We start from the raw sequence: 17967 nt of genomic DNA, 5'->3' as shown, positions 1-17967 counted from the left end.
GTCAGCTCTCTTTTGGCAGACAGCTCAAAATCCTCCTCATCTGCCCAAGCGGTAAACCACTCGACCGAGAAAAGCTGTTTTTCATGACGCTGTGTATGTATTGATAGAGCGTTTCTAAACATTTCTGATCATATTCGTCAGGTTTTGCCTTATCCATGGCAAACGTCCCCTCTACAGCATGAACCATCACTGAAATGGCAATCGTAAATGAACGGACACATTCTCAGCTTCTGCAAGATAAATCCCAGCCGCATCAATGCCTGACCGAAGCGGATGCCAACGGAATTAAAAAAATCTCACTGAATGTCCTGGAAACAAACGAAAGGATTTGAAGCAGAAGGAATCTTAAAAAAGGAGAAATTGCTTTCTGACGGAAATTACTATAATACGGTAGTAATGGGGAAATTCCACGATTAAAAAAGACACTGCATATGCGCAGTGTCTTTCGTTATTAATGCCCCGCCTTAATTCCAGCAAGATGTTTACGTCCCATGAGAAGGACAAGCATGCCGACAAAAACGACGATTCCGCCTACTGTATATGGTGTGCTTGCAGTGAAATGTTCTGACAGCATTCCTGCAATCCACGGAGCGAGCGCGCCGCCGATGAAGCGGACTGAGCTGTAGGCTGAAGACGCGATTGAACGTTCAACCGGCGCAGAACCCATCACAGCGGTTGTCATGATCGTATTCACCATACCGAGGACAGCACCAGCGACAACAATACATGTAATAATCAAAGTCTGATGGTCTGTCCAGATCCCCATAATAACGAGAATGGCCGCAAAGGCGATAAAGAGAACGACCAAGGAACGCACTGTGCCCAGCGCTTTGTGCACGAGCGGCGCCGTAAAGACTGACGTAATCGCCAGCAGAAGGCCCCAGCCGAAGAAGACATATCCAAGACCGTGTTCATCTAAATCCAGAACGAACGGAGAATAAGCAAGCAAAATAAAAAATCCAAAGTTGTATAAGAATGCCGATACCGCCATTGTTAAAAGGCCTTTATATTTGAGCGCCTTCATCGCATCAAACACACCGACGCGCTTCGCCGGTTTCGGCAATTTCGGAAGCATGAAAGAAATCGCGATTAACGCAATAAACATCAGGACAGATACTCCGAAAAACGGTGCGCGCCATGAAATGCTTCCAAGCTCTCCGCCTGCAAGCGGCCCGACAGAAATCCCGAGACCGAGCGCGGCCTCATACAAAATAATCGCTTGGGCGCTGCCGCCGACTGACACGCCGACGATGACCGCAAGCGCTGTTGAAATAAACAAAGCATTCCCTAATCCCCAGCCGCCGCGATAGCCGACTAACTGAGCGATTGAGCTTGAGCTGCCGCCAAGCCCCGCAAACACAATAATAAAAATAAGTCCGAGAATTAATGTCCATTTCGCGCCGATGCGGCTGGAAATGGCTCCTGAGAAAAACATCATAAATCCGGTTACAAGCAAATAACTTGTAAACAAGAGTGATACTTCACTAGGTGAAGCATGTAATTGTGCGGCAATGGCCGGAAGAATTGGATCAACCAGCCCGATTCCCATAAAGGAAATCACACAGGCAAACGCGACAGCCCAAACCGCTTTCGGCTGGCTGAGCAAGCCTGTTTTCTGATTCACTTGTTTTGTCTTATCCATTTGACCTGACCTCCATCTTTATTCCATTAAAAGAAACGCTACAAAAATAGCGTTTGGCAAACTTTTCATTCGATTGATTGAATGGCGCGTTCCGCTTTATTTTTCATGCCCTGCAGGCGTTCTTTAAAGCTTTGGAATGTGCGGATTTTCTCATCAATCAAATCCAGCTGGTGATTCAGGGTTTCCTGAATTTCCTCCAGTTTTTCTTTCCGTTCCTTAGGATCCAGTGACAACAAATACCCCTCTTTGTTTAACTCTAGCTGGCGGCTGGTTTCCATGAAATGCTGAAGCTCCTGAAGGGAAAAACCGAGCACCTCTTTTGTGCTGATGACTTTCTCAAGCTCCTCCATATCATCCTCTGAATAAAGCCTTACACCGCCGTCTGTCCGTTTCGGCGCCGGAATCAAGCCGATTTCTTCATAAAACCGGATGGTCCGCTTTGTCAGCCCGCTTCTTTTGGCCACTTGATCAATCTTCATCCATTCCAAGGTAAATCCCCCTTCGCCGTTTCTGTTACCATTATACACCTTTTGAACCTTAACGTAAACGTTAAGTTTTAAAAAACAATAAAAAAGACGAGCAGCATAAAGCACCCGTCTTTCACTTTCCTGTTTAAGCTAAACTTCCCGCCACTGACAGAGACTCTTTTTGAAGGCTTTCAGAAAGCACTCGATACGCGATCACTTTCTTCTTGTACTGTTTCACGACGTCGATATGGTCGTCGTAGCGGTACACGAACAGCTTCACGTCTTTTTTTCCTTTTTTTGTATCTATCACCAGCGGCGTGCCGCCGTTTTCCGGATGTAAATAACGCTCTTCATCACCTGGATAGATATAATATTTTTCCAGGAAGATAGCTTCGTTAAATTGATCAATCACTTTCTGCTTCTCTGCACCCTCGAGGCGTTTTCCATCTAGAGAGAGACTCGCATTTTCGTCACTCAGCTTGGCGTGCACTTCAAATTTGCCGAGCAGCCATTCTATGACGCCTGTAGGAAGACAGGTTAATACGATTTTCACCAGACTCATGAGAATTAACATCACGATCGCCCATGTCATACTTCATCATCTCCGTTAGTTTTCCATGTGCCGCTGACACACAATTTTATCCTAACATAAGCAGGCCGGTTCGTTTTTGTCCATTATGTGAAAAAAAGCGCGGCCTGCTGCGGCCACGCTTTTTAGCTTTCCAGTTCTTCAATCATGAGGGACAATTCTGTCCAGCGGTCCATAGCAGCCTCAAGCTCTTCCGCAGTTTTCGCCTGCTCGGCCATCAGCTCTTGGATTTTGCCAAAATCACTGCCTGCTGCGGCGATGTCAGCTTCGAGCTGTTCATGCTTTTCTTCCAGCTGGGCAATTTTATCTTCGATGCCGTCCCATTCCAGCTGGTCTTTGTAAGAAAGCTTTTTCCGTTTTTTCTTCGGCTCGGCTTCAGCCGTTTTTTCCTCAGCTGCCGGTTTTGGGGCCGCTTTTTTCGCTTTTGACTCCTCCATATAGTCGCTGTAGGAGCCTTGAAAGCGGGAAATGACACCATTTCCTTCAAATACAATCAAACGGTCGACGACGCGGTCAAGGAAATAGCGGTCATGGGATACGGTGATGACGACGCCAGGGAACTGGTCAATATAATCCTCAAGAACGCTTAATGTTTCAGTATCCAAATCGTTCGTCGGCTCATCGAGAAACAGGACATTCGGCTCCTGCATGAGAACCTGAAGCAAGTATAAACGGCGTTTTTCCCCGCCGGACAGCTTGCGGATATACGTCTGCTGCATCGAACGCGGGAAGAGGAAACGCTCGAGCATTTGTTCAGCTGTAATCATATCGCCATCTGCCGTTTTTACGACCTCCGCCGTTTCTTTTATATAGTCAATGACCTTTAACTCACCGTTCATTTCACTATGATCCTGAGTATAGTAGCCGATTCTGACCGTCTGTCCGATCGTAATATCGCCTCCGTCCGGCGTATGACGGCCGGCAAGGGCATTTAACAGCGTTGTTTTCCCGATGCCGTTTGGCCCGATGATCCCGATCCGTTCACCTGGTATGACAAGTTCATTAAAACGGTCGACGAGCATGCGGCCGTCATAAGCGATCATGACGTTCTCCGCTTCAATAACTTGTTTTCCGAGACGGTGCGAGCCAATGGCAAAATCGAGTGAACCTGATGACTGAGGGCCTTTCTGCTCTTTAAGCGTCTCTACCCGGTCAATTCTCGCCTTTTGTTTTGTTGAGCGGGCTTTCGCTCCTCGTCTGAGCCAGGCCAGCTCGCGGCGCAGCAGGTTTTGCCGCTTCGTTTCCTTTTGCTCAGCCTGCGCTTCCCGTTCCGCGCGTTTTTCTAAAAACACTTCATAGTTGCCTTTGTACGTGTAGAGGCTGCCTCTTTCAAGCTCATAAATGCGGTTGGTGACACGGTTTAAGAAATATCTATCGTGCGTCACCAGCATGACGGCGCCGGGATATTGGCTTAAATACCCTTCAAGCCACTCAATCGTTTCATTATCCAAATGGTTTGTCGGCTCGTCCAAAATGAGCAGATCAGCGGGCTGAATTAAGTTTTTGGCAATGGCTACCCGTTTTTTCTGGCCGCCTGAGAGCTCATTGACCGGTTTTGTTACGTCTTTGACGCCCAGCTTAGACAATACGGTTTTTGCCAAGGTGTTTGCATCCCATGCATTGTTTGCGTCCATTTTCGCTTGTGCTGCCAGCAGGTGTTTCTGGCGCTGTTCATTTTCGGGATCTTTCCCCAGTTCATACAGCGCTTTTTCATATTCACGCAAGGTTTTCATCACAGCCGATTCACCGGAATAGATATGTTCCAGCACTGTTTGCCCCGCAGGCAGCTCCGGGTCTTGATGAAGAAATTCGACCTGCACGCTTCCAGATTTCGTGATTTCTCCTTCTTCGATAGATTCCAAGCCGGAAATCACTTTCAGCAGCGTTGATTTTCCTGTTCCGTTCGGCCCGATTAATCCGATTCTCTCATTCTCTTCAATATGAAAGGAGATATGGTCAAATAATGTTTTATCTCCGTATGTTTTATAAAGATTTTCCGCTTTTAATATGCTCATGGTTCCTATCAATCCTCACGTAAGTTCATGTGTACATTTTAAATCAGCCGCTGGAATAAAACTAGTAAAACGTCAGACGAATTTCATGGAAATGCAGGATAAGAAAAAGACCGGGGATGTTTGTCCCCGGTCTCTTACTCTTCCTCAAGCGCTTTTTCGGCCATTTTTGCAAGATGCTGCGCGCTTCCTGAAATCTCCTGCATTGTGGCGGAAATTTGTTCAACAGCAGCGGCTTGTCCGTCTGTATGCTGGTTAATCGACTCAATGGATTCCTCGAGCCCTTTCAGCAGGCTGTGGATTTTTTTCGTAATCTGGTCAATTTGGCCGACATTTTCTTTTGAATGCGTTGCTAGCTTTCTGATCTCATCTGCGACGACAGAGAAGCCTTTTCCGGACTCCCCTGCTCTTGCCGCTTCGATCGCGGCATTCAAGCCGAGCAGATTGCTTTGGTCAGAGATGCCTTTAACAGTTACTGAAATATCGGCGATTTCACCGGCGCTTTCGCTTACTTTTTTCGCCTGAGAGGAAATGCCCGACATTTGAGTTGAAAACCCGTTAATTGATTCAGAAATGTCGGAAATAGCCGCGGCTGTTTGTTCAACGACAGCTGATAAGCTTTCCGCGACATCATGCAGCTTTGACGACTCCTCAAGGCTCGTTCCGAGGCCGACGCCTCCAATGACTCTTCCATTCTCGTCGTGCAGCGGGATGGCACGCGCGATCAATGGGAAGCCGAACAATTCTTTCGGAACCATGCTCGTCTTCTTCTGATTGCTGCGGATGGCATCTGTGATGATATCCCCTTCCTGCAGCGGATCGCCGGCTTTTACGTTCAGCGAAAAGGTTTTAGCCGGTATATTCACGAGCAGTTTTTCCGTATCATAAATGCCGATTGTAATATCATCCTGAACCAGGCTGTTTAAATAAGGGGCTACTTTGATAAATGCGTCCAGAATATCTGCGGTTTCTTTTTCCGTATTTATGGTCAATTCCATTCACTCCTTTTCATTAATAAGGGAAGCTGCGTTTTTCGTGCTGGACCGAGATCCATTTCAGCGTTGTAAATTCTTCGAGGCTCCACTCACCGTTTAAACGGCCGAGGCCTGATTGCTTTTCACCGCCGAAGGCTACATTCGGTTCATCATTGATAGTCGTGTCATTGACGTGAATCATGCCTGTTTCAATGCGTTTCGCAAAAGCCACGCCGCGCTCAAGATTTGACGTATGTACGGCACCGCTCAAGCCAAACGGGGTTTCGTTTGCGATATCCACCGCTTCGTCTTCTGAATCAAACTTCATAAAGGAGACGACTGGTCCGAACAGCTCTTCCTTGGCAATGCTCATGAACGGTTTGACGTCTTTTAAGATCGTCGGTTCCACGATCGTCCCGTTAAATCCGCCAAGCTTCACTGGTACAGCGCCTTCTTCAATTGCTTGCTCTACAGTCTTCATCAGCCCGTCCGTCTGTCTGCTGTTGATTAATGGCCCGATAATCGTATCAGGGTCCATTGGGTCGCCGACTTTCAGCGATTCCACTTTTGCCTGGTACAGCTCAAGGAACTTGTCATAAATAGAAGAATGAACAAGCACGCGGTTGGCTGACATGCAAATCTGTCCTTGATGTGTAAATCGGCTGAACACCGCCGCATTGACCGCATATTCTATATCTGCATCCTCAAGTACGATGAAGGCGCTGTTCCCGCCAAGCTCAAGAAGCGGCTTTTTAAAATGCTTCATCGCAAGCTGTCCGATGTAGCTGCCGACTTTCGTAGAACCGGTAAATGAAATGATCCGCGGCACTGGATGCTCAACGAAGCTGTCGCCGATTTCAGCAATGTCTGTGACAACAACATTCAGCAGCCCCGCTGGAATTCCCGCGTTCTCAAAAATTTTCGCAATCAGCGTTCCGCCGCAAATCGGCGTTTCCTCATGCGGCTTTAGCACAACGCCATTGCCGGCTCCGAGTGCAGGCGCCACTGATTTCATAGATAAAAAGAATGGGAAGTTAAACGGACTGATGACACCGACAACGCCTGCCGGCACGCGATATAATCTGTTTTCCTTGCCATCTATTGTGGACGGAAGAATTTTCCCCTCCATGCGAATTGGGAACGTTGCCGCTTCTTTCATGATGTTTTTGACAAGTCCGATTTCAAAAGCCGCTTTGAGCCTTGTACCGCCTAGCTCCTCCATAATCAAATAAATAATGGCTTCTTCATTTTCTTCAATATACGTGACGGCTTTTTCTAAAATGGTTCTTTTCTCAAACGGGTTGACCGCATCCCATTTTTTCTTTGCCAGCGCCGCTGCCCGATACGCTTCATCTACATCGTCAGCAGTCGCTTTACGGAATGTTGTGAATGTTTTTTGAGTATAAGGATTTTTGTTTTCCAATACATTTGGGCTGCTGCCCTCCTGCCATTTCCCGCCGATAAACTGTTTATTCAACTCTTCATATTGAAACATGGTCAGCATCTCCTTTATAACCGCAAATCAAAATATGGGCGAATCTATTTTTTCTATCGGTTCATCTTGCATAAAATTGAATATACGATTAGTAAAAATTACTATCCTATGATACGACAACGCTGTTTCGCTTCTATCATTTAAAGCAGAAAAATATTTTATTGACTGCGTCAAATTTCGACAATATAATACAACAAGAACTGTATATAATGATTAGAATATTTTGAATATTTCCAGGAGGAACTTTTGATGAGTTCATTATTTAGAAAAAAACCGCTTGAAACATTGAGTGCGCAGAGCAAGTCAAAAAGCCTTGCCCGTACGTTAAGCGCATTTGATTTAACCTTGCTCGGTATCGGTTGTGTCATCGGTACAGGGATTTTTGTCATTACAGGAACAGTGGCAGCGACCGGTGCAGGTCCCGCCCTCATCATATCGTTTATTTTAGCGGGGCTCGCCTGTGCGCTGGCTGCTTTCTGTTATGCTGAGTTTTCGTCTTCAATTCCGATTTCGGGAAGCGTGTACTCATACTCATACGTGACACTTGGAGAGCTGCTCGCCTTTTTGATAGGATGGGATCTCATGCTTGAATATGTCATTGCACTGTCGGCGGTTGCCACCGGCTGGTCTTCATACTTTCAATCACTTCTTGCCGGCTTCAATCTTCATATTCCGGCTGCACTGACAGGAGCGCCGGGAAGCACGGCGGGCGCCGTATTTAATCTTCCAGCTGCGGTGATCATTCTCCTCATCACCGCGATTGTCAGCAGAGGCGTCAAGGAAAGCACACGCTTTAACAACGTCATCGTACTGATGAAAATCGCGATCATTTTATTGTTCATTATTGTCGGCATCGGCTATGTAAAACCGGACAACTGGTCTCCTTTTATGCCATTCGGGATGAAAGGCGTCATTCTTAGCGCTGCCACTGTATTCTTCGCGTACCTTGGGTTTGACGCGGTTTCTAACGCTTCAGAGGAAGTGAAAAATCCGCAAAAAAACATGCCCGTCGGCATTATTTCAGCTCTAGCTGTCTGCACGGTTCTGTACATCGCGGTATCGCTTGTGCTGACAGGCATGATGCCTTATGCCAAATTGAATGTCGGAGATCCTGTATCCTTTGCGCTGAAATTCGTCGGACAGGACGCTGTTGCCGGAATTATTTCTGTCGGTGCGATTATCGGGATTACGACGGTGATGCTCGCTTTGCTGTACGCTCAGGTTCGTTTGACATTTGCCATGAGCAGAGACGGCCTTCTGCCTGGATTGTTCGCAAAGGTTCATCCGTCATTTAAAACCCCGTTCCGCAACACATGGCTGACAGGAATCGTTGCAGCGGGAATCGCCGGCTTTATTAACCTCGGAACGCTGGCCCATCTGGTGAACATGGGAACACTTGCCGCGTTTACGGTCATATCTATTGCTGTCATTGTGCTAAGAAAGAAACATCCTGAAATCAAGGCGTCCTTCAGAGTGCCGTTCGTTCCGGTTGTGCCGATTATCAGCGCAGGCATCTGCATTTGGTTCATGTACAGCCTTCCCGGCGTCACATGGCTTTCATTTGTCATCTGGATCGCTGTCGGAACGCTGGTTTACTTCCTATATTCGAGAAAACACAGCTTATTAAACAAATAATCTCTTTTTAGCCGGCGGTGCCTCACCCGCCGGCTTTTTCCTTTTTTTATGTGCTATACTTTGAATACATATGAGGAAAGGGAGACACACAGATGAAACGATACCGCACTTTATTATTTGATGTAGATGATACCATCCTTGATTTTCAAGCGGCAGAAGCTTTAGCCCTGCGTTTGCTGTTTGAAGATCAGAACATTCCTTTAACAAATGACATGAAGGCGCAGTATAAAACCATCAATCAAGGTCTCTGGAGAGCCTTTGAAGAAGGTAAGATGACACGGGATGAAGTCGTAAACACGCGTTTTTCCGCTTTGCTCAAGGAGTACGGTTACGAGGCGGACGGAGCCTTGCTTGAGCAAAAATACCGCCGCTTTCTTGAAGAAGGACATCAGCTTATTGACGGTGCATTTGATCTCATCTCAAATCTGCAGCAACAGTTTGATTTGTACATCGTGACAAACGGCGTGTCTAACACACAATATAAGCGTCTCCGTGATTCAGGATTATTTCCATTCTTCAAGGACATTTTCGTTTCTGAAGACACAGGCTTCCAAAAGCCGATGAAGGAATATTTCGATTACGTGTTTGATCGGATTCCTCAATTTTCTGCAGAGCACACATTAATCATCGGGGATTCACTAACTGCTGATATCAAAGGCGGACAGCTCGCCGGGCTTGATACTTGCTGGATGAACCCTGACATGAAGCCGAATGTGCCAGAGATCATACCAACCTATGAGATTCGTAAGCTTGAAGAGCTATATCACATTTTGAATATCGAAAATACCGTCAGCTGCTAATCAGGCTGACGGCGTTTCTTTCATAAGAGTCTTTTTTCCTCTTGATAAATTCTTCACCTTATGAATAATATGGTGGTATGCTTTGGTTATATATGTAAGGAGGAGACTCAATTGGCTATCGCCGCCCCGTTAAAAGAAAAAACAGTTCAAAAACCAGGCACCACGGTGTATCCGATTTTGATTATTATCGGAATCTGCCATATGCTCAACGATTCGCTTCAAGCTGTGATTCCGGCCATGTTCCCTATTTTGGAACGCTCCATGAGCCTGACGTTTACACAGCTTGGCATCATCGCTTTCACATTAAACATGGTGTCATCCGTCATGCAGCCTGTTGTCGGCTGGTATACCGATAAACGGCCGCGGCCGTATGCGCTGCCAGTCGGTTTGACCGCCAGCATGCTTGGCATTTTAGGCCTTGCATTTGCCCCGTCATTCGCAACGATCTTATGCTGTGTGTTTTTCATTGGATTAGGCTCGGCCATTTTCCATCCGGAGGGCTCCCGTGTGGCGTATATGGCCGCCGGCACAAAACGCGGGCTCGCACAGTCGATTTATCAGGTGGGCGGAAACTCAGGCCAGGCGATGGCGCCGCTGATCACCGCGCTGATTCTTGTGCCGCTCGGGCAATTCGGCGCTGTTTGGTTCACGCTTGTCGCCGCGCTTGCTGTTATGTTTCTCATGTATATTGCGAAATGGTACGCCTCACGTCTCGGCAGCCTTGCCCAGAAATCAGGCAAACAAAAGAAAACGGCTGAAAACACGGCCATCACCAAATCTGTTGTATCTGCTCTTATTATTATTATATTTCTCATTTTTGCTCGTTCTTGGTATACGAGTGCGATCGGTAACTTTTACACGTTTTACGCGATGGATACCTATCACGTAAGCATTCAGCAGGCACAAAGCTATATTTTTGTCTTCTTGCTGTTCGGCGCAATCGGCACGTTTCTCGGCGGCCCGCTTGCAGACCGTTTTGGAAAACGCTTCGTTATCCTCGGTTCGCTGTTATGCTCGGCGCCGCTGGCGATTGTGCTGCCATTTGCCGGCCCGGTTCTCGCCTATGGCGTGCTCGCATTGATTGGCTTGATTCTGATGTCGAGCTTTTCTGTAACGGTCGTCTACGCACAGGAGCTAGTTCCTGGAAAAATCGGCACAATGTCCGGTTTAACCGTCGGGCTTGCCTTCGGGATGGGCGCAATCGGCGCTGTGGCGCTGGGCGCTCTGATTGACGCCGCGGGACTGACCCCGACGATGATCGCCATTGCCTTTCTCCCTGTTCTCGGCATCCTTGCCTTCCTATTGCCGAGTGACCAGAAGCTGAGAGAATGGCATAGCTGAAAAAACCCCTGCCAGGCGGCAGGGGTTTTTTAATCCAGCTGGATAAAATGAGTGTCAGGCACTGCGTGCTTCGGGATAAAGCCATCCGCAAAGTCCGGAAACGCCGACTGTATTTCATCAATCCATCTTTTCAGATTTAATATATACGGCATATAAATCATCTCAATTGTCGCTTCGTCTTCAATCCGGTAGTACCAGCAAAGATTAAACTCTTTTTCTGTCACCAGTGTAAACCCTGAGAAATGATAGAAAATCAGCGGCGTTTCATCTATATACACGCGGCCGTCCTTTTGCCCGACCTTATAGTTTTCGATATTCCAAAGCGCTGTATTGGCTCCTATTGATTTGACAACATGAACACCTTTAAACTGCGCCGGCCATTTCTCCACATACCTTTGATCACCATATGTCTTTCGTTCCGTATCCATTTCGACCGTGCAAAATTCAATACAGTCCTGTCTCCACTGCCACACCGCTTCATATGCTTCCTTTGTATTACCGGCACCGACAAAGCCTGTATTAAAGCGTCCGGTTCGGTCGTAGTAGGACATGAAGCGCGGCGAATTACGATGATCAGTCAAATACAGAGACGCCGTTGGGTTTTCTGCAAAAATACGCGCCGGATCAGAAAAGAAAAATAGATCCGTATCCATATGGGCAAAGTATTCAGCGTCATCCCACTTGCTCATCACATGAAACAAAAAGGCGGGCTTTAACGTCCAGCAATATTCATGAAACGTTCTGTTGCTTTTCGCTTTCAGCAGCTCCGGGTCTTCCATTTCATGCAGCTGCACAAAGGTGACATGCTCCCATGGAACGTGCTGAAGCAATTCATACGCTTTCTGGTCGACACACAGCACATATAAATGAAAATCATCGCAATGCTCATGGAGAGAATGAATCATAGGCATGAGCTTAAAGATATGTGTCCTTGACACTATCGTTGAAAAATGAAATGTACTCACTTATACCACATCCAATGATCTAAGATCCACGTGCAGCAAATCGTTGACAAGCGCATACAGTGCGTTGGCAAAATCGTTCACGCCTAGCTTTTTCTTCGCTTTCGGCAAAAGCTTGCGGACAGTTTGTAAATCAAAGCTTTTCGCCGTCACCCTTGGGGATTTCTTTCGCCAATCCGGATCAATGTTGCGCTCTTTAACAACATGCAGAAGCTCAAGAAACAGATTCAGCAGCATATCATATTTCTGTGATTCCAGCAGCTTTTGAATATCAGCCATGATTCTGTTCGTCATGTCAGGCGGGAACGGCCCATTAAATGCGAGATGAACGTCTAAGGAGCGGATGTTATTGTATTTATCGCACATATAGGCAATGTTTGCCCGAATATCGTCTACAGACTTACAATTGCTTGGATGTTCCTGATGAACACTGACAATATCGCGGCGAAGCCTGAAGGTCAATCCGGCCTGATGAAGCCTGATCCCGAGGTCATAATCCTCAAACCCGTACCGCACAATGCCTTCGTCAAATAAACCGAGGTCAACCACATGCTTGCGTTTCACAGAGGAATTATTCGTGATAAAAAAGCGCCATGGCATATGATAGCCTTTCAAGTCATCGCCGTACTCATCTAAAATCTTCTTGAGCACGTCTATAAAGTCAGTATCGAGGTCAAAGCTTTTATCAAGAAAGCTTCCGTTTTTGATGTCCGCTTCCTCCAGCAGCTTTTGTTTGTCTTTCTTCGGCATTTCACCTGTGAGCTTTGCGAGCTGTTCCTTATGTTCTTCTTCAAACCGTTCATAATAAAAACTGTAGATCCGTTTCCAAAACAACCCGCACACGACGAGATTCTCTTCGTTCTCATGGGCTTTAATATGTTTTGCCACAAGGTCCTTTGCCGCAAGCATATCGCTGTCATGGAAAATCAGGATGTCTCCTCTGGCATTGCGAAGCGCCTGATTTCGTCCGTACGCAATGCCCCTGTTTTCTTTAATCCGTGTAAAGATCAGCGGAAAATCAGCTTGAAATGACTCAAGCATCGAGAGCGTCCCGTCCTCAGAGCCATTGTCCGCTACAATGACTTCGAATTCTTCATCGCACTCCTGCTGGTTTAATGACAGAAGGCTGTTGTAAAGACGCTCCTTCGAATTATATGCAGGAATAATAACGCTTGCTTTCACTTCATTTTCACTTCCTGTATTTACTCATTTATTTGTTGTCATCTTTTGAAGCAAAACCGTTAAATTCAGGGTCTAACGTTTTCATGTGCTGAATGATATGCGGCAGTGTCTCTTGATACAGTTCATGCACAAACGGCAGATCTGTGCGGGTTGTTTCATGAATCTGTTTGATTTCATTGATGCTGACGATTCGGTATCCGCTGAAATGATAAAAGATCAGCGGACTGCCATCCTCCAGCACGATCCGGCCATCTTTCCAGGAAAACGTATGCTGCCCATAATTCCAATGCCCAATGTTCACGCCGGGTGTTGTAATGTCACACACATTCGGAAACAGCTCAGACATATAATCCAAATAGCCCTGATCACCGAATTTCCCTTCACCCGGTGCATTTTTGCATTCCTCAAGACAGCGTTCCTTCCACCACTCCAAGCAATCCGTGCCTGCATCATCATGCTTGAAGCTGATAAACCCTGAATTATATCTGCCTAAAAGACGCTGCAGCATGTCAATCTGCTCTTTCTCAAAAGAAGGGATTACAATATCCCCCCGTGAAAGCAGCACCGAGCAGTCCGGCTGGTTTTCAAAAATCGGCGATGGATCTGCATAGAAAAAGAGATCCCCGTCAATATACGTCACACGCTCCAGCTCAGGATTGCTGTTCAGCACAGCTTGCAGAAAGATCGGCTTCATCGTCCAGCAATACTCACTTTGATCTCTAGTTTCCTTCAGCTTCAGCAGCAATTCATTTTCAAGAGCGGCCACCGGCACAAGGTTCAGCTGCTTCATCTTCAGCTTCTGTAACACGCGGTGCGTATCTTCATCCATGCAAAGTATAAAAATGGGACTGTCTTGATCAACTTGCTCTAACGACTTAAACAAAGCGACTGCCTGATATAATCTTCCTTTTGATAAAACGGTGCAATACGCGCTGGTCACAGTCTTGTTCACCTCGTTTCACATTACTTTTTGAAGAATTCCGTATACCACTCAATCGTTTTTTCAAGTCCCTCATCAATAGTGTAGGCCGGTGTCCAATTCAGTAGCTTTCTTGCTTTTTCCGCGGATAAATATTGATGTTTGATTTCATTGCTTCCCTGATTCAGCACCTTAGGTTTCAGATTACTGTTCATTTTCTTTAATATTTTCTCTACCAGTTCAAGTACGGTCAGCTGGATCTCATTGCTGAAGTTAAAGGCCTCTCCGGCAAGATTGTTTTCTTCCATTTTTTCTGCAAGAAGAAGATAAGCCTGAACGGCGTCTTCGATATAGAAGTAGTCCCGTACAAATGTGCCGTCGCTTCGGATTTCCGGCGCTTCCCCGTTCAGCACAAGCTGAATCGTCTGAGGAATGATGCGGTTGAAGTTCAAATCTCCGCCGCCGTATAAGTTTCCGCAGCGCGTAATGCAGACCGGAAGCCCGTACGTGTGAAAATAGGTGTGGCTGATCAGATCTGCGCAGCTTTTTGAGACGTCGTACGGGTGCTTGCCTTGCAGCGGCATGTTTTCATCGTATGGAAGGTTTTCTTGATCGCCGTAAGCTTTATCACTTGAAGCGACAATGACCCGCTTAATTAACGGATGCTTGCGGCAGGCTTCGAGAATATTCCATGTGCCGAGGATATTCGCTTCAAAGGTAGAAATCGGGTTGCGGTTTGCCACGCCGACAATCGCTTGTGCAGCAAGATGAAAGACAGTGTCGATCTCATACTCGCCAAGCGCGCGTTCAATCACAGCCAAGTCCTCAAGAGAGCCCCGCACGATGTTCATTTTCTTGATATGTTCTCCCTGATAAAGATTGGATTGAGGCACATGATCCCTGACAAGCCCCGTAACGTTTGCGCCCTGTTCGATCAGCTCTTTCACCAAATAGCTTCCTAAAAGACCTGTGCATCCCGTGACAAATACGTTTTTATTTTTCCAGAAACTCAAATCGTTTCACCATACCTTCCATACTTGTTGTCCTTGATTCCACATTTTGTTGACTTCTAAGAGATTTTTATACGTATCAATGGCCGTCCAAAATCCGTAATGGCGGTACACAGCAAGCTCTCCGTCTTTGGCAAGGTTCTTCAGCGGTTCATCTTCGAACATCGCGTTCCCGTCCTTCGGCAAATAATCGAAAACCTTTGGACTGAGAACGAAGAATCCGCCGTTGATGATTCCGTCACTTGATGTCTTCTCAGAAAATGTTTTCGCCATGCCGTCCTCAACCGTCAAGGTGCCAAACTGCGAGACTTTGTCAATGCCGGTGACAGTCGCGGCAGCACCTTTTGTCTGATGATAGCTGATGAGATGGAAAAGATTGATATTGGCCAGCCCGTCCCCATAGGTAAGCAGAAATGTTTCATCACCGATAAAGTCTTTCGCCTGCAAGATTCTTCCGGCTGTCAGCGTATCTTCCCCAGTCTCCAAAAACGTAATTTTCCACGTTTCAGGCTGCCCCAGCATCTGTACCTCTCCCGTAGAGCTGTCGAGTGTCAGGCTGTTGTGCTTCCATTCATAGTCGAGAAAGTATTCCTTGATTTTTTCTCCTTTATAGCCCAAAAGCAGAATAAACTCGTTTACTCCGTAGTACTGATAAATTTTCATAATATGCCATAGAATCGGTTTGCCGCCTATCATGGCGAGCGGTTTAGGAATGTCATTCGTGACTTCACTCATTCTCGTTCCTTTTCCGCCGCAGAGAATGACCGCTTTCATCTCTACCCCTCATCTCTATGAATATTGAGTTCGAAACCTGGTACATCTTCACAATCTATCAAGGCATTTCCCCGATAATTTGTCCGATTTCAATCCGGTTTCAAAATCTACTGTAATGATATGAGAGAAAGACGGCCTTGGTGACCAAATAGAATCTATTTTTTGAAGTTGGTTATGTAACCAAAAAAAAGAGCCTTCAGCGAAGGCAATGCGCCCGCTCAAGGCTCTTTCTCATCTTTATTTGATTTCTTTTTCCTTGCCGTAATGATAGTCAGACGGATCAACGGCTGTGAAATCACTTAGTTTATGGAACCTCAGCAAGTCTTTGTACAGGACACTGTCTGAAAGACTCAGCTGCTGGGTCACTCTTGTTTTCAGATTCTTCGTTTCTTCATTCGCTTTCAGTTTTTCACCTGTCTTCGTATCGTAAATGATATTGTCGACTGATGTGTACTTCGGCGTTACGAAGTCTCCGTTTCTGAATGCCACCGTATCGTCGTGGTCTTTAGAGAATAAATCAGTACCAAAGTTGATATATTTCTGAGAATCAATTCCTTCTAAATGCAGAAGTGTCGGCATAACGTCAATTTCGCCGCCATACGTATGGTTCACTCCGCCTTTTTTGCCAGGAACGCGGATCATCAGCGGCACACGCTGGTTCTGTGCGTTTTGATAATCTGTGATCTCTTTTCCAAGAATCTCTTTCATCGCTCGGTTATGGTTTTCAGAAATACCGTTATGGTCACCGTAAATCATGATGACTGAGTTGTCATACAGGCCGGCTTCCTTCAGCTCCTTGAAGAATTGCTCAAGCGCTTCGTCAAGGTAACGCGCTGTCTGGAAGTAGCTGTCAACTGTGTTATCGCCTGTTGTCGCTTTTTTAAGAGACGCGTCTTTTTCATCAAGGTTAAACGGATAATGGTTTGTCAATGTAATCAAATGCGCATAAAATGGCTGTTTAAGAGATTCAAGCTTTGGAATCGATTCTGTAAAGAACGGCTTATCCTTAAGCCCCATATTAATCACATTTTCATCTGACATATCATACGTGCTTGCGTCGAAGAACTTGTCATATCCGATATGTTTGTAAATCTGGTCACGGTTCCAGAACGATTTGTAATCACCATGCAGGACGGCGCTTGTATAGCCTTCCTTCTGGTCTAAAATCGCAGGAAGCGACTGGTAAGTGTTTTCGCCTTTCGTCACAAACGCGGAGCCTTCAGGAAGACCGAAGATCGAGTTATCCATTGTCAGCTCGGCATCAGATGTTTTTCCCTGGCCTGTCTGATGGAAGAAGTTATCAAAATACGTCACATCTTCCCCGCCGTGCGCAAGTTTATTTAAGAAAGGCGTCACCTCTTCACCGTTTAGCTTGTAGTCAATCAGGAATGACTGGAAGCTTTCGAGGTGAATTTTAATGATATTTTTGCCTTTGGCAGAGCCGAAGTACTCGGCGTTCGGTTTCGCATAATGAGACGTCGTGTAATTCTCGACGCTTGTTAAATCATCGCTGCTTGCATAGGCCCGTTGCGTTTCTGTTTGAGCCGTCTGTACACCGTCATAAATGGTGTAGTTGTATAAACCTAAATATTTCACAATATAATTGCGGTCAAACGTTCTTGTCAGCAGCTGCGGACGGTCTTTTTCCGCATAGTGCAGGTTGATGAAAAACAGTGCGATCCCAGAAAGGATCACTAAAGATGCAAAGCGTTTTTTCATTTTGTATTCTTTTAATTCAGGTCTCCAGATCAATACCGCAATCAAAATGATAATATCTAAGAAATAGAAAATATCATGACCGGCCATGATACTGAAAATCCCGTCTCCCATGTTTCCAACGTTTCCAGACTGTTTAATGTTCGGGAACGTCAAGAAATCGTCAAAGAAACGATAGAATAAAATATTTGCATATAACACAAATGTCATCAAGAAATCGATAATCAGCATAATAATGGCTGATTTACGCCCTTTCGCCAGCAAAGCCAGTCCTAAAAAGAAGACGGCGCTTGAGAATGGGTTAAATATCAGGAGGATCTCCTGAGTTGTGCCTTTTACCCCAAGATTAAACTCAGTCTTGTAGGATAAATACGTTTTTGCCCAAAACAGTATAACAGCCAGCACAAAAAAGCTAAGTTTGTAAGAAAAAAGTTTCTTCATGGCAACCT

The 17967-nt window shown here is 46.0% G+C and carries 16 protein-coding genes and 1 pseudogene; 4 read left to right on the top strand and 13 right to left on the bottom strand.

Annotated features, from left to right (window positions below):
* Nucleotide 1 precedes the first annotated feature (1 nt).
* Nucleotides 2-157, bottom strand: coding sequence for a hypothetical protein (locus CW370_RS18560; protein ID WP_080262654.1), 156 nt, complete (start codon nucleotides 155-157; stop codon nucleotides 2-4).
* A gap of 97 nt (nucleotides 158-254) precedes the next feature.
* Between CW370_RS18560 and CW370_RS21625 the strand changes: the two are divergent.
* A pseudogene (locus CW370_RS21625) lies at nucleotides 255-417 on the top strand (GNAT family N-acetyltransferase); the annotation flags it as partial.
* Between the two features lie 34 nt (nucleotides 418-451).
* Here the strand turns inward: CW370_RS21625 and CW370_RS18550 are convergent.
* The 6 genes from CW370_RS18550 to yfmT form a co-directional block, all read right to left on the bottom strand.
* Nucleotides 452-1642 (bottom strand): MFS transporter, encoded by a 1191-nt coding sequence (locus CW370_RS18550; RefSeq protein ID WP_015252583.1) that lies wholly within the window; start codon nucleotides 1640-1642, stop codon nucleotides 452-454.
* A gap of 65 nt (nucleotides 1643-1707) precedes the next feature.
* Entirely contained in the window at nucleotides 1708-2130 is a 423-nt protein-coding gene (locus CW370_RS18545) for a MerR family transcriptional regulator (RefSeq protein ID WP_014476107.1), read from the bottom strand.
* A 124-nt stretch (nucleotides 2131-2254) separates the two neighbouring features.
* Nucleotides 2255-2701: a YfmQ family protein gene (locus CW370_RS18540; protein WP_003243426.1), complete on the bottom strand. Its 447-nt coding sequence runs from the start codon at nucleotides 2699-2701 to the stop codon at nucleotides 2255-2257.
* Nucleotides 2702-2823: 122 nt separating this feature from the next.
* A complete protein-coding gene (locus CW370_RS18535) occupies nucleotides 2824-4713 on the bottom strand; it encodes an ABC-F family ATP-binding cassette domain-containing protein (RefSeq protein ID WP_029946247.1) in 1890 nt (629 codons plus the stop codon).
* Between the two features lie 134 nt (nucleotides 4714-4847).
* Nucleotides 4848-5252, bottom strand: a complete 405-nt coding sequence (locus CW370_RS21855; protein ID WP_369888597.1) for a methyl-accepting chemotaxis protein — start codon at nucleotides 5250-5252, stop codon at nucleotides 4848-4850.
* Between the two features lie 469 nt (nucleotides 5253-5721).
* Complete coding sequence (gene yfmT / locus CW370_RS18525) at nucleotides 5722-7179, bottom strand: benzaldehyde dehydrogenase (protein WP_014479141.1); 1458 nt, start codon at nucleotides 7177-7179, stop codon at nucleotides 5722-5724.
* Nucleotides 7180-7428: 249 nt separating this feature from the next.
* On the opposite strand from yfmT, the gene CW370_RS18520 reads away from it, so the two are divergent.
* The 3 genes from CW370_RS18520 to CW370_RS18510 all read left to right on the top strand — a co-directional run bounded on the left by CW370_RS18520 (nucleotide 7429) and on the right by CW370_RS18510 (nucleotide 10955).
* Nucleotides 7429-8814 carry an amino acid permease gene (locus tag CW370_RS18520; protein ID WP_029946523.1) on the top strand — a complete coding sequence of 462 codons (1386 nt, stop codon included), beginning with the start codon at nucleotides 7429-7431 and terminating at the stop codon, nucleotides 8812-8814.
* Nucleotides 8815-8906: 92 nt separating this feature from the next.
* A complete protein-coding gene (locus tag CW370_RS18515) occupies nucleotides 8907-9614 on the top strand; it encodes a YjjG family noncanonical pyrimidine nucleotidase (protein ID WP_024573306.1) in 708 nt (235 codons plus the stop codon).
* Nucleotides 9615-9725: 111 nt separating this feature from the next.
* Entirely contained in the window at nucleotides 9726-10955 is a 1230-nt protein-coding gene (locus tag CW370_RS18510; protein ID WP_101169902.1) for an MFS transporter, read from the top strand.
* A gap of 29 nt (nucleotides 10956-10984) precedes the next feature.
* Here the strand turns inward: CW370_RS18510 and CW370_RS18505 are convergent, their stop codons facing one another.
* From CW370_RS18505 to ltaS1, 6 genes are all read right to left on the bottom strand, one after another.
* Nucleotides 10985-11920: a putative nucleotide-diphospho-sugar transferase gene (locus CW370_RS18505; RefSeq protein WP_015482937.1), complete on the bottom strand. Its 936-nt coding sequence runs from the start codon at nucleotides 11918-11920 to the stop codon at nucleotides 10985-10987.
* Nucleotides 11921-13099, bottom strand: a complete 1179-nt coding sequence (locus CW370_RS18500; protein ID WP_003233779.1) for a glycosyltransferase family 2 protein — start codon at nucleotides 13097-13099, stop codon at nucleotides 11921-11923.
* 28 nt (nucleotides 13100-13127) lie between these two features.
* Nucleotides 13128-14039, bottom strand: coding sequence for a putative nucleotide-diphospho-sugar transferase (locus CW370_RS18495; protein ID WP_017695588.1), 912 nt, complete (start codon nucleotides 14037-14039; stop codon nucleotides 13128-13130).
* A gap of 23 nt (nucleotides 14040-14062) precedes the next feature.
* A complete protein-coding gene (locus tag CW370_RS18490; RefSeq protein ID WP_003244102.1) occupies nucleotides 14063-15031 on the bottom strand; it encodes a GDP-mannose 4,6-dehydratase in 969 nt (322 codons plus the stop codon).
* A gap of 6 nt (nucleotides 15032-15037) precedes the next feature.
* Entirely contained in the window at nucleotides 15038-15802 is a 765-nt protein-coding gene (locus CW370_RS18485; RefSeq protein WP_101169901.1) for a glucose-1-phosphate cytidylyltransferase, read from the bottom strand.
* Nucleotides 15803-16039: 237 nt separating this feature from the next.
* Nucleotides 16040-17959, bottom strand: coding sequence for a lipoteichoic acid synthase LtaS1 (gene ltaS1 / locus CW370_RS18480; protein WP_024572622.1), 1920 nt, complete (start codon nucleotides 17957-17959; stop codon nucleotides 16040-16042).
* Between the last annotated feature and the right edge of the window lie 8 nt (nucleotides 17960-17967).

The organism is Bacillus sp. SN32 (assembly GCF_002837495.1).
In the GTDB taxonomy this organism is placed as follows: domain Bacteria; phylum Bacillota; class Bacilli; order Bacillales; family Bacillaceae; genus Bacillus; species Bacillus subtilis.
This window is presented reverse-complemented; position numbering and strand designations above follow the sequence as displayed.

Coding starts and splice junctions, on each gene's coding strand:
- CW370_RS18535 (WP_029946247.1), bottom strand. CDS start 4,713: ATGAGCATATTAAAAGCGGAAAATCTTTATAAAACATACGGAGATAAA.
- ltaS1 (WP_024572622.1), bottom strand. CDS start 17,959: ATGAAGAAACTTTTTTCTTACAAACTTAGCTTTTTTGTGCTGGCTGTT.
- CW370_RS18550 (WP_015252583.1), bottom strand. CDS start 1,642: ATGGATAAGACAAAACAAGTGAATCAGAAAACAGGCTTGCTCAGCCAG.
- CW370_RS21855 (WP_369888597.1), bottom strand. CDS start 5,252: ATGTCGGGCATTTCCTCTCAGGCGAAAAAAGTAAGCGAAAGCGCCGGT.
- CW370_RS18560 (WP_080262654.1), bottom strand. CDS start 157: ATGGATAAGGCAAAACCTGACGAATATGATCAGAAATGTTTAGAAACG.
- CW370_RS18540 (WP_003243426.1), bottom strand. CDS start 2,701: ATGACATGGGCGATCGTGATGTTAATTCTCATGAGTCTGGTGAAAATC.
- yfmT (WP_014479141.1), bottom strand. CDS start 7,179: ATGTTTCAATATGAAGAGTTGAATAAACAGTTTATCGGCGGGAAATGG.
- CW370_RS18520 (WP_029946523.1), top strand. CDS start 7,429: ATGAGTTCATTATTTAGAAAAAAACCGCTTGAAACATTGAGTGCGCAG.
- CW370_RS18485 (WP_101169901.1), bottom strand. CDS start 15,802: ATGAAAGCGGTCATTCTCTGCGGCGGAAAAGGAACGAGAATGAGTGAA.
- CW370_RS18515 (WP_024573306.1), top strand. CDS start 8,907: ATGAAACGATACCGCACTTTATTATTTGATGTAGATGATACCATCCTT.